Here is a 12,133-nt window from a genome sequence, read left to right on the forward strand (position 1 = left end):
TGCCCTGCTCTGTTCAACATTGTGCCTGCTATGGTTTGGCGGTAACGCACTGGCCAGCCCACTAAGCCAGCGCAATCTGCCCGAAGGTCAGTTGCTATATACCGATGGCACTAACGCCTACTACGGCGTCTATCTGACCGACCAGTTTGAGGCTGCCCCCAACCCACAGGCCCGCAATGTCGAATTCAGGGTCATCGCGTTTCGCAAGCCCGCAGCCGATGGCACCTTGATCAAATTTGTGCCCCGGACGTTCAAAAGCTATGCCGGCAAGCCCATGGACGGTGTTGGCTACGACGAAGACGAAATCGACCTGATCAACAAGCACATCATGCAGGCGGTGGACGAGCGGTTTCCCCAGCGCCGTAACAAAAACTACCTGCGGCTGCTGATCTATGAAAAGGATGCGTTCTATGCCGGCAGCCCCGTTTCCGCCAGCAACCCGGACCTGGAAGCGCCAGAGAAGTGGGTCACGGTGCTGAATTTTGAGCGGGCCGGGCCGGGCGCACCTATGCGCCCCGCTTATGAAGCTCGCGGAAATACGGGATTGCCCAAAGGGCGTTTTGCCACCAGCGCCAAGGGCAGGAAGCCACTGCCACCAGGGATCGCGGCCCAACGAAGTGCCCGTCAGCGCTCGGTGGCAACCACCGAGCCTGCAACCAACTCCACGCCCCCGCAGCAGGTCGTCAAACCACAGGAATTTTGGGACCGGCTTCAGTTCACGGGAACCGTCAAGGCCGTATTTGAAGGCGATTTCAGCAACACCGCGTCAAAAACCTTCAAGATGTATTTTTCAGCGTTGCAGTGGGCCTATTCAGACCGCTGTAAATCTGATCTTCCGGCCAATGCGGTTAAACGCGGCTATATCACGCAACGGGTTTACGACGATGGCTTTCGTGATGATCCGGTTGAACGAAGCGCGCTGATTGCGCCAGAGTTTGTGGTGTTCTACGACGCCTACCAAGATGATGTCTCTTCGGCCATGCAGCAGTACAGGCGATCGGTACAAAATCAGGCGAACACCTCGATTTCACGAGGCGGAAACTGGCTCGCCATTTTGGGCAATGCCGCCAACAACCATCCCATGCAGCAGCTAGACCGCTTTGTGGTGGCTTCCGGTGGCTGCGCATCCGCCACCCTCTATCAGCTGCGCCAAAACTTCCTGCGCGCGGCCAGAGGCGCACCTTCACTGCAGGACGCCGGCATTGTGCTGAAAAAAGCCGCACAGGAGAGCGCCGCAGCGACTCCATCGCTTTATGGGGCTTGCCTAGACCGACACCCCAAAGACAAAAGCTATTGCCTGTGTTTCGAAAACGAGGCGCTGGGGGTGCTCAGTGCCAGCGAAAAAAAACGCTTTGAAGCCGACTTTGACCAGTACTACCAGGCGATGCGCAAAATTGACGACCGCCCCAGACCGCCGGCCTCTGACAGGGCCTGGGTACTGAACAGCATCCGCGCCAAATGTAACTAAAGCGCAGACATCAGGCCACAGCTTGACCCTCTCCCCGTCCCCGCTGCGTAACTTTTAATTGCAGCAAGCTTGGGTTGCAGTACTTTCCTGCACAACAAAAAACGGGCTAGCTGAAAATCAGCTAACCCGTTGTTTTCGTTGGTAGGCGCGATTGGATTCGAACCAACGACCCCCACCATGTCAAGGTGGTGCTCTAACCAACTGAGCTACGCGCCTGCGAAGGGCGCGAACAATACCCTAATGCGCTGTCAGCGGCAAGCCATTGCGGTTCATTTGACCAGACGATGGCGCAGCAGGCGCACAGCGATGGGGAAAAACCCAACGCTCAGCAGCAGCAAATACCCGACTGACCAAAGGTGCGACATGTCGAACGCGCCGACCGCAAACCCGCGGGCCAAATGCACACCAGGCGTCAATGGCGCTAACCAGGCCAGCGGCTGCAGCCAAGCCGGCAGAACCTCGATGGGGAAAAACGACCCACTGAAGAAGAACAACGGCGTGGCCAGGACCGTGAACACCAACGTGAGGGTCGACAGTGTGGGTGAAGCGGCGGCGAAGCACAGTCCGATGGCGCCAAACTGCAGACCGACTATGGCCGAAATCAGTACCACGCCAGGCAACGCAGCCAGCGGCAACCAACCCAGAATCAGGGCGAAACTGCCAACTGCCAGGGTGGAAATGATGGCCCGCGTGCCACCCCACAACACTTCGCCCGCAGCCAGTTCGGTCACGCTTACGGGCGCCGTCAGCATGGTCTCCAGCGTACTTTGCTGGATGCGGTTAAAACATCCCCAGGCGCACTCAAATAACGCATGGAACATGGCCATGCCGACAATCATGCCGGGAGTTACAAACTCGGCATAACTGCCATGACCGGGCAACTCATCGATAAGACGCCCAACACCGGCTCCCATGGCGATCAGCACAAAGGCTGGCTCGATCAGAAACCAGGTCAGCGCCACCTTCCAGGTACGCAACAGACACACAGCGTGGCGACGCCAGACACCGGCCATGCTGCGCCAACGGATCGATGCCTCAATCATTGTCCAGCTCCTTGCCGGTCAGGCGCAGGAACACGTCTTCCAAATTGGCGCTCCGGCGTTCAATGCGAAGTCCTGGCACATTCTGCAGCGCCGAAAGATCAGGATCCGCATCAAGCACACGAAACATGGCGCCGAGCTCACGCCAAGCAATACCAGCTGCGGTCAAGGCATCGCGCACCCTCTGCCGGTCTTTGACGTCGAGTCGAATTTCGACCACATCGTCCCCCGCGTAGCGCTCGATGAGTTCATGCGGCGGTGCCAGGGCCAATATCCGCCCACGGTCCATGATGGCAATGCGATCACACAGGATCGCGGCCTCATCCATGTAGTGCGTCGACATCAATACAGTGACCCCGTCGGATTTGAGCTGGGCGAGTTTTTCCCACACCTGGGCCCGGCTGTGCGGATCAAGCCCGGTTGTCGGCTCGTCAAGTACGATCACCTGCGGCTCAATCATCAGTGCTCTGGCAATGGCCAGGCGACGCTTCATGCCGCCGGATAAGTCATCCACTTCGTCATCGGCGCGCGCCGTCAGGCTGAAAAATGCGAGGACTTCATCCGCCCTGGCATGCGCACGCTGGCGCGAAACGCCCGACAAATAAGCAAACAATTCGAGGTTCTGCCGCACCGTGACTTCGCCATCGAGACCGTCGTGTTGTGTCACCACGCCCATGATCTGACGGATATTCCGACCTTGAGTGGCAGCGTCGAGATCGCACACACGCACGCGCCCCTCGTCCCACGGCGAAAGTCCGGCCAGAACCCGCATGGTGCTGGTCTTGCCCGCGCCATTGGGACCAAGCAGCCCGACTGTCTCGCCGCTGCGCACCTCGAAGCTGATGCCGTCGATGGCGCGAAAGTCCGCATAACTTTTAACCAGGCCTTCGACCTGAATTACCGATTCAACGCGTGTCACTCAAACTCCTGTGCTGTGCCGCTTCGAACCCTGTCAAAAGGCCATGTATCGGGTTGTGGCATGGCAAAAACTTCACGCCGTACCCGCCATATTCACATAATCAATCCAGGGACAATGCACTATGGCAGCAGGCGGCAAGGACACATCCAGCGATGATGACCTGAGCTGGCGTCAACGCTATTACAACGAACTGGAAGCGCTCGAAAATCAGCTTCAAGGCAGCCTCGGGGCTCAGGATGCCCTGCGCAGACTCAGCGGCCGACTGTGCATTGCCGCACAAGGCCAGTCGCAGACGCTCGACCAGATACTGGATGACACACTGCTAGCTCTGCGCGATCAAGAGCCGCCGGAAAGCTTGGATGTCCTGGTGCGCGCGCTGACCAAGGCCATCGAGACACTCGATACACCTGGGCAAACTCAGCCTGTTGAAGCGCCTGAAGAAACGCCATCTGATGCGCTGCACAGCGCGCGCCGCAGCGTCATCGAGCTGATCGATCATCTGGATTTTGACGGCGAGGACAAAACCCGTGCCGGCCGCCTCCGGGTCCAGCTGCATGAGGTCAGCGATGCTGCTCAGCTTCAACAGCTGATTGAAAGCTTGTCGACACTGATCCGTCATCGTCATCAGCGCATGTCCGAATTGGCCGGCAATCTGCGCGCCCTGATTCGTCGCATCAGCACCCGGCTCACCGATGTCACCGATCACCTTGCACGCGAGGACAAAGCCCGTCATGACAGCGAGGCCAACAGCGACTCATTAAATGCCAGCATCCAGGATCAGCTACGTGACTTAACCCGCCGCTCGCGCGAAGCCGCAGACCTCAACAGCTTGCAACGCGCCGTCGAGCAACAGATTTCACGCGTGGATCAGCATCTGCTGACCTTCCGCGAACGCGAACGTGAACTGGCCGCGGCCTATCGGGAACGCGCAGACAACCTCAAGGAACGCATTGGCGAGCTGGAAACCGCCATGCGTCAAGAGCGTGAGCGCGCCTTGACCGACGTCCTCACCGGCATACCCAACCGTGCGGCTTATCAACAGGCGGCGCCGGTATTCATTAAAGGCAGCCGTCGCGCTGGACGCCCGCTGTGCCTGGTCGTGTGGGACATCGATCATTTCAAATCCATCAATGATGTCCATGGCCACCAGACCGGGGACCGCGCCATCACACTGGTTGCACGCTATATCTATAAATCACTCGGCGAAAAAACCTTCACGGCGCGCATCGGCGGCGAGGAATTTCTGTCCCTTCTGCCCGACATCACGGCGCGCGACCTACAGGACAAGCTGGAACCTGTGCGGGCCGGCGTCAGCGCACTCAAGCTCGAAGCCGGTGCCGCTTTAGTTTCTCTGAGCGTCTCTTGTGGCGGCGTCGAGCTACGTGCCGATGACGATCTAGACGCCGCCTACCAGCGCGCCGACACCGCGCTGTATGAGGCCAAGCGTGCCGGGCGCAACTGCGTCCGGGTTGTCGACTAGTACCGCACGGCAAGCCATTGCAGTGGCGATACAAGAGATCCAACTTTAAAATCTGACCATGCTCCGACATCTCTTGTGGGCGACCGCCTTGGTCGCCACGCCCAGCTTGAGCTGGTCTCAAAATCAAACCGCCGATCCTGAAGCCGCCGAAACCGCACTGCCGGAAATCACCGTGACAGCGGACCCTTTCGCCCAGCGCAATCCGGTAGAAGCCACTCAGCCCACAGCGGTTCTCAGCGGCGAGGACCTTGAGCGCTCACGGGCTGCCACCTTGGGTGAAACACTGGCCGAACAGCCCGGTGTGCACAGCGCAGATTTTGCCAGCGGCGCCAGTCGCCCGGTCATTCGCGGCCTGGGTGGTCCGCGCGTGCGTATTCTTGACGGCGGCAGCCGCGTCGCCGATGCCTCAACCCTGAGTCCGGATCACAATGTCGCGGCCGAACCCTTTCGCGCCCGGCAGATTGAAGTGCTCAAGGGCCCGGCCTCACTCATGTATGGCTCCGGCGCGATCGGTGGCGTCATAAATCTGGTCAGTGATCTGGTCCCCAATACGCCGGAAAACGAACGCCACGGTGCACTCGGAGCGGGCGCCAATTCGGTTAACGGCAGCCGCAGCGGCTGGGGGCATGTTGGCGGGGGCAATGGTCGCATCGCTTTTCACCTGGACGGCCTGGTTCGCGACAGCGATGACTACGACATTCCAGGCCTTGCAGACGCGGACGAGGCCGCCGAGCACAGCACTCCAGGACGTGTTGAAAACAGCGCCAGCCAGACACATAGCGTGGGCGGCGGCCTGTCATTAACCCGCGAGCAAGGCTACTTGGGGCTTGGCGTAAGCGTCTACGACACACTGTACGGCGTACCTGGCCACAGCCATGGCGAGGACGAGCATGCCGAACACGCTGAATCACACAACGAAGCGGACGCAGAATCCGAGCAGGTTCGCATCGATATGCAGCAACAGCGCTACGAGCTGCGCGGCGGCTGGAAGTGGTCAAATGGCCCGTTCGAGCGGATCCGCGGCAGCCTGGTGCACAGCACCTACGAACATCAGGAACTGGAAGGCCAGGAAACCGGCACTCTGTTCGACAACGAACTGAGCGAACTGCGTGTGGAACTCACCCACCGCGAGCGTGCCGGCTGGCGTGGTGTTGCCGGCGTACAAGCCAGCCAACAGGATTTCTCAGCCTTGGGGGATGAGGCCGTCGTACCCCCAGTACAAACCCAAAGCACCGGCATTTTCCTTGTAGAGGAGCGTCATTTCAGCGCCCACCGCCTGAGTCTGGGCGCGCGTATCGAACACCTCGAACACGACCCCGGCGCGCTGAATCGCGGCGCCTACAATCTACTCAGCCTGTCCTCAGCCTTGCATCTTGAACTGGGGCCACAGCAACACCTGCGTGTGGGGCTCAGCCGCTCGGAACGCGCACCAGACGTTCAGGAGCTCTATTCCTTCGGCCCGCATCTGGCAACCAGCAGTTTTGACCGCGGCGACGGCAGCCTGGACAAAGAATCTGCGCTCAACCTGGATCTGGGTTGGCACGCAGAGATCCAGCAAGTCAGCCTGGCGATCGATCTGTTCTACACACGCTATTCCGACTTCATATTCAGCGGCGAAGTGGATGAAGATGGCGATGGTGAGGCCGACCGCTACGACGAAGAGCACTCCGGTGATAGTGAACCCGAACATGATGAGCACGCAGAAGAATCCTTACTGATCGTGCAGTACCAGCAAGACGATGCCCGCTTCTGGGGCGGTGAACTGGATGCTCGCTACAACCTAAACCGCAACCACAGCGTAGGCCTGTTCGGCGATGTAGTGCGGGCGCGTCGAAATGACGGCGGACGTCTGCCGCGTATCCCTGCCGATCGCATTGGCCTGCGTTACGACGGCTACCACAATGCCTTGAGTTTCGGTGCCCGGCTCACACGGGTACTGCCGCAATCACGCGCCACCGCGCTCGAAGGGAATACCGCGGGCTATACCCTGCTGGCCGCTGATCTGGCGTGGTCATTGGTCACCGCGACGGGTGAACTGAAGCTCAGCCTGCGCGGGCGCAACCTGCTGGATGAGGAGGCGCGCAACCACGTCTCTTTCCTCAAACAACTGGCGCCATTGCCCGGGCGCAACTTCGGGTTGGGGCTGGAGTACAGCTTCTAAATGCCCAGCCCACGCTGCCCGGCATAATCACGGGCAAACTGCCAGGCCACTCGCCCGCTTCGTGAACCGCGCATCAAAGCCCAGCGCAAGGCCGCTTCACGCCACTCAAGCGTCGCGACATCAACATTCAGCCGACCAAGACAGGATTCCACAATGCTCAGATACTGCGCCTGGTCGAATGGATGGAAGGACAGCCACAAGCCAAAACGCTCAGACAGCGAAATTTTCTCCTCAACCGCCTCTGCTTGATGAATTTCACCATCAACGGCACGTGCCTGCTGGTTTTCGCTTTGATATTCCGGCAGCAAATGCCTTCGGTTACTGGTCGCGTAGATCAACACGTTGTCGGGTGGCGCCGCCAATGAGCCTTCGATTGTGGCTTTGAGCGCTTTGTAGCTGGCATCGTCAGCTTCAAATGACAGATCGTCGGCGTAGACAATGAAGCGCTCGGCCCGCCCGTGCAGCGGCGAAACAATGTCCGGCAAATCAACCAGATCGGCGCGGTCGACCTCGATAACGCGCAGCCCCTCGGCGCCATAGCGCCCCAGTAACGCACGAACAAGCGATGACTTGCCGGTACCTCGGGCACCCCACAACAACGCGTTGTTGGCGGGCAGCCCGGCCAGAAACTGGCGCGTATTGCGCTCCAGTTCACGCTTCTGTCGCTCGATGCCCAACAGCTCATCCAAATCCTGCAACTGCGGATGGCCCACCGGGCGCAGCTGCGCTTGGCTAGCATCGCGGGTCCAGCGATACGCCCAGGCCGACCAGTCCTGAGGCGCCGGCTCCGGGTTGATCCAGCTCTCGACCGTATCCGCCAATCGCTCCAGACGGCCGATCAGCTGCTCTTCACGCAATGTCATATCAGGCCTTGAGGCGGTATCCAGTCTTGAAAATCCACCACAGAATCGCTGTACAAACGGCCAAAAACCCGAGTGAAATGGCCACGCTCCACCACAGGCTGACGTCAGCCATGCCGTAGAAACTCCAGCGGAATCCGCTGATCAGGTAGACCACCGGATTAAACAATGTGACGGTGCGCCACAGCGGCGACAGCATGTCCAGGGAGTAAAACACGCCGCCCAGAAAGGTCAGCGGCGTAATGATCAATAAAGGCACAAACTGCAGTTCTTCAAAGCTGCGCGCCCAGATGCCAAGTATGAAACCAAGCAAGCTGAAGCTGATCGCCGTCAGCAGCAAGAATCCGATCATCCAAACGGGATGCAATATCGTGATGGGCACAAAGCAGGCGCCCGTCGCCAGTATCACCAGGCCGAGAATCACGGACTTGGTCGCCGCAGCGCCGACATAAGCGATCACCGCTTCCAGCGGTGAAATCGGCGCTGACAGAATCTCGTAAATGGTGCCCGAGAACTTCGGAAAATAAATGCCGAACGAGGCATTGGACACGCTTTGCGTAAACAGTGACAGCATGATCAAACCGGGCACCAGGAAAGCACCGTACGGCACACCCTCCACATCACTGAGACGGCCGCCCATCGCAGCACCGAAAACCACAAAATACAGCGAGGTGGTAATCACGGGCGCAACCAAGGACTGCCACAGGGTGCGCTTGGCACGGGCCATTTCGAAGGTGTAGATCGCCCACACACCATGATGATTGAAACTCATGCGCTGGCTCCTTCGCGCTGATGTACGAGGTTGACGAAAATCTCCTCAAGTGAGCTTTCCCGCGTGTTGAGATCACGAAAACCGATATCCAACTCGCTCAACTTACGAAGCAGGCGCGAAATTTCGTTGCGATCCGCCTGCGCGTCGAAGGCATACACCATTTCCTGGCCGCCGGCCTGCAATTGCACCTGCCAAGGGGCCAGTGCGTCGGGCAGCGATTCCAGCGGCTCCAGCAAACTCAGGGTCAATTGCTTCTGTCCCAGCTGTTGCATCAAAGCCTGCTTCTCATCGGCAATGACCAGTTCGCCGCGGTTGATGATGCCGATGCGGTCAGCCATTTCCTCTGCTTCCTCAATGTAATGAGTGGTCAGAATGATCGTCACACCGGATTCGCGCAGCTCACGCACCATTTGCCACATGTCACGGCGCAGTTCGACATCAACACCGGCACTGGGCTCATCCAGAAAAAGAATGTCCGGCTCATGCGAAAGCGCCTTGGCAATCATGACCCGGCGCTTCATGCCGCCGGACAAGGTCATGATTTGATTTTTGCGTTTGTCCCACAAAGACAGCTGCTTGAGCACCTTTTCGATGTGTGCCGGATTGGGCGCACAGCCAAACAAGCCGCGACTGAAACTGACCGTATCCCAGACGGTTTCGAACGCATCTGTGGTCAGTTCCTGCGGCACCAGGCCGATGCGACTGCGCGCCTCACGCCACTGACTAACGATGTCGAAGCCATCCGCCAGCACACGCCCAGCGGTCGGCGTCACGATGCCGCAGACAATGCTGATCAGGGTGGTTTTGCCGGCGCCATTGGGCCCCAGCAGAGCAAAAATCTCACCGCGCTGGATGTCCAGACTGACCCCTTTGAGCGCTTTAAAGCCAGATTGATAAGACTTGGTGAGATCCTGAATCGAGATGATCGGAGGCATGGCCGTGATCGTGGGAAAAGAACGCATATTGTACTCTGCATAGCTGTCATTCCCGTGACGCGAATCGCGGTGTAGACTCAAACGTCTGGGACCCTGATGAAGACAACACCTATGAAACAGCTCGCTCTCGCCGCCCTTGCCTCCTGCACTCTGGCCCTGGTGGCCTGCAGTACAACCGATGCGGTCAGCCTGCCCTTTGATTTGGCCTCGACCACCGGTGATGGCGCGACATCCACCTCCAGCAGCTCCGAGGGCGACGGTGGCAGCACCCAGGCGCGCATGAAACAGGAACGTTATGTGGCCACGCAGATCGATTGGATTCGTCGCGATGCGGCACGGGGCGAAGGTGAAAGTCTGGCGGCCCTGGCCGAACTACTGAACGAGAACGACAGCGCTGAGTTCAGCCGCTGGACGCAGCAAAACTACGCCCTGCTGTTCGCCAATCTGGAACAGCCCACCGACCTGCTGCAGCGCATCCACAGCTTGCGTAACTGATCGGCATGCATCACATCAACGCCCGCCCAGTCTCATCCGGCGGGCTTTTTCTTGCCCTCGCCCTGCTGGGCCTGAGCGCCTGCAATCAAGGGGGGCGCATCGACGCACATGCGCAACTGGCCGAGGCCTGTGCTGCGGATGACAGCTTCGGCTTCGAGGCCAAGGGCATCGTCAACCCGGGTGACGAGAAGCAATACCACCTGATTGCGATTGATGTGCCGCCCGGTGCCAATGGCATCGAATTCGGCTATGGCTGGAGCGACCGGCTCGACCCGTTGAGCACACCGCTTACCCAGACCGTCCTGGATCTCGGCGCCTGGGATGCCGACGGCTATCGCAACCCGGCTGGCTTTCGCGGCTGGTCGGGCAGCCGTCAGGGCAAACTGCATGAGGGTCAAGCGCCCATCTTCATAACCGCCGGTGGCGCCGACCGCGGCTATCTCCCCGGCCCTATTGAGCCGGGCACTTGGCACATTGAGCTCGGATTCGCCGCTGTTGGTCCGGGCGGCGCCGACTGGTATGTCGAAGGGCGTATCCACTGTGATGCGATTTCGATACCGCGCCCCCCGCCAGACCCGGTGGATCCTGAACATGTCGCCAATCCATCACCCGGCTGGTACCGCGGCGACTTTCACATGCATGGCTTTCACTCCAACCCCAATGGCCCGGCACCGGCGGAGGTGGTTGGACAGGCGCGCGACGCGGGCCTGGATTTCCTCATGATCACCGAGTACGTCACCGGACGACACTGGCAGGAATGGGGTCAGACTCAGCGTGACAATCCCGATCTACTGATCTGGCCCGGGCGTGAAATCATCACCTATTTCGGCCACGCCAACGCGCTGGGCGAAACGCCCAGCGTCCTGGAATACCGTCACGGCTTTGAAGATGTGAGGCTGGCCGACATCCAGCGCATGAGCAAAGCCGACGGCGCCCTGTTTCAAGTCAACCATCCCACCACGTTCCCCGGCCCACTGTTCGAAAATTTTTGCCGCGGCTGTGAGTTCACATTGGGTGACGAAATCGACTGGTCACTGGTCGACACCATGGAGGTCGTCAGTGGCCCGATCATAACCACCGCCGGCGATCTGGGCTTGCCACTGCCCGGCCAGATTCAGAACCCGTTCACCCGCCCTGCGCTCAACTTGTGGGATGACCTGTTGTTGCGTGGCTACCGCATCTCAGCGGTCAGCGGCTCCGACTTCAAAGGCGTTGAACAGGACCCGTCCGAGCGCCTGCGCAGCGGGTACGGCTCTTCGGCCACCGTGGTCTACGCCAGCGAGCTGTCACGCGCCGCTATCACTGAGGCCTTGCGACAGGGCCGAAGCTACATTCAGACCCGCGGCATGCACGACAGCCCTGAGCTGGAATTTAGCGCCGTTGACGCGCATGGCCAAGAAGTGATGTTTGGCGGCACCCTGAACAGCAGCAGCGCGACACTGCGCACCCGGGTTATCAATGGCCAGGGCCAGACCCTGCGCTATCTGGTCGACGGCCGTCTGTCGTCCACCGTGCGCATCACCAGCAATGACTTTACCCACGAGTTGGAGGTCAGCCAGGCACCGACACAAGGGCCGCTGGGCACCTACTGGCGCGTCGAAACACGGGATTTCCAATCGCTAACCACCATTGGCAGCCCAATTTTCTTAAAAACCGTCGATTAGCGGAGATCAATGATAGTCATATAAAAATAAAATGACTAATTACATTGCTTTAGACTAATTACTGCGCGAGTATATGAGAACGCTTCTCATCTACTCGCAGCCATGAACAAGACCATCAGCTTCGCCATCGTTCACTTCACCGTGGCTTTCTCACTGGTCTACCTGATGACCGGCAGCATCATGACCGGCGGCCTCGTTGCCCTGATCGAGCCCTGCGTGAACACCGTTGCCTTTCATTTCCATGAGAAATTGTGGCAGCGACGGACACCGAGGCAGCAGGCCGAAGCCTTGTTCGCGATGCCCGCCACGGCCGCGTAGGGCATAAAAAAACCCGCCAGC

Annotated in this window: 11 protein-coding genes and 1 tRNA gene; 6 read left to right on the plus strand and 6 right to left on the minus strand. The window is 59.3% G+C overall.

Going from position 1 to position 12,133, the window contains the following annotated elements; translation table 11 throughout:
- Nucleotides 1–91: 91 nt before the first annotated feature.
- The gene (locus ATO7_RS14180) at nt 92–1,468 is read left to right on the plus strand and encodes a hypothetical protein (protein ID WP_146680366.1); all 1,377 of its coding nucleotides are present in this window, start codon (nt 92–94) and stop codon (nt 1,466–1,468) included.
- Nucleotides 1,469–1,607: 139 nt separating this feature from the next.
- Here the strand turns inward: ATO7_RS14180 and ATO7_RS14185 are convergent.
- From ATO7_RS14185 to ATO7_RS14195, 3 genes are all read right to left on the minus strand, one after another.
- Nucleotides 1,608–1,684: transfer RNA gene (locus ATO7_RS14185), tRNA-Val, on the minus strand.
- A gap of 53 nt (nt 1,685–1,737) precedes the next feature.
- Nucleotides 1,738–2,511 carry an ABC transporter permease gene (locus tag ATO7_RS14190; RefSeq protein WP_083562767.1) on the minus strand — a complete coding sequence of 258 codons (774 nt, stop codon included), beginning with the start codon at nt 2,509–2,511 and terminating at the stop codon, nt 1,738–1,740.
- The gene (locus ATO7_RS14195) at nt 2,504–3,427 is read right to left on the minus strand and encodes an ABC transporter ATP-binding protein (protein ID WP_083562769.1); all 924 of its coding nucleotides are present in this window, start codon (nt 3,425–3,427) and stop codon (nt 2,504–2,506) included. Before ATO7_RS14195 ends, ATO7_RS14190 begins: the two co-directional genes overlap by 8 nt.
- A 121-nt stretch (nt 3,428–3,548) precedes the next feature.
- On the opposite strand from ATO7_RS14195, the gene ATO7_RS14200 reads away from it, so the two are divergent.
- Nucleotides 3,549–4,907, plus strand: a complete 1,359-nt coding sequence (locus ATO7_RS14200; RefSeq protein ID WP_083562771.1) for a GGDEF domain-containing protein — start codon at nt 3,549–3,551, stop codon at nt 4,905–4,907.
- A 58-nt stretch (nt 4,908–4,965) separates the two neighbouring features.
- Nucleotides 4,966–7,068: a TonB-dependent receptor gene (locus ATO7_RS14205; RefSeq protein ID WP_083562773.1), complete on the plus strand. Its 2,103-nt coding sequence runs from the start codon at nt 4,966–4,968 to the stop codon at nt 7,066–7,068.
- Here ATO7_RS14205 and ATO7_RS14210 read toward each other — a convergent pair.
- Genes ATO7_RS14210 through ATO7_RS14220 form a run of 3 tightly spaced genes read right to left on the minus strand, consistent with a single transcriptional unit; the run spans nt 7,065 to nt 9,662 of the window.
- A complete protein-coding gene (locus ATO7_RS14210; protein WP_083562775.1) occupies nt 7,065–7,931 on the minus strand; it encodes an ATP-binding protein in 867 nt (288 codons plus the stop codon). The two genes, ATO7_RS14205 and ATO7_RS14210, sit on opposite strands and share 4 nt — an antisense overlap.
- Before the next feature lies 1 nt (nt 7,932).
- The gene (locus ATO7_RS14215; protein WP_083562777.1) at nt 7,933–8,700 is read right to left on the minus strand and encodes an ABC transporter permease; all 768 of its coding nucleotides are present in this window, start codon (nt 8,698–8,700) and stop codon (nt 7,933–7,935) included.
- Nucleotides 8,697–9,662, minus strand: coding sequence for an ABC transporter ATP-binding protein (locus ATO7_RS14220; RefSeq protein WP_240499481.1), 966 nt, complete (start codon nt 9,660–9,662; stop codon nt 8,697–8,699). Before ATO7_RS14220 ends, ATO7_RS14215 begins: the two co-directional genes overlap by 4 nt.
- An 84-nt stretch (nt 9,663–9,746) precedes the next feature.
- On the opposite strand from ATO7_RS14220, the gene ATO7_RS14225 reads away from it, so the two are divergent.
- The 3 genes from ATO7_RS14225 (at nt 9,747) to ATO7_RS14235 (ending at nt 12,112) form a co-directional block, all read left to right on the plus strand.
- A complete protein-coding gene (locus tag ATO7_RS14225) occupies nt 9,747–10,130 on the plus strand; it encodes a DUF3015 family protein (protein ID WP_158523218.1) in 384 nt (127 codons plus the stop codon).
- A gap of 5 nt (nt 10,131–10,135) precedes the next feature.
- Complete coding sequence (locus ATO7_RS14230) at nt 10,136–11,794, plus strand: CehA/McbA family metallohydrolase (protein ID WP_083562781.1); 1,659 nt, start codon at nt 10,136–10,138, stop codon at nt 11,792–11,794.
- A 102-nt stretch (nt 11,795–11,896) separates the two neighbouring features.
- Nucleotides 11,897–12,112 carry a DUF2061 domain-containing protein gene (locus ATO7_RS14235; protein WP_083562783.1) on the plus strand — a complete coding sequence of 72 codons (216 nt, stop codon included), beginning with the start codon at nt 11,897–11,899 and terminating at the stop codon, nt 12,110–12,112.
- Nucleotides 12,113–12,133 lie beyond the last annotated feature (21 nt).

This window comes from Oceanococcus atlanticus (assembly GCF_002088235.1).
GTDB lineage: Bacteria > Pseudomonadota > Gammaproteobacteria > Nevskiales > Oceanococcaceae > Oceanococcus > Oceanococcus atlanticus.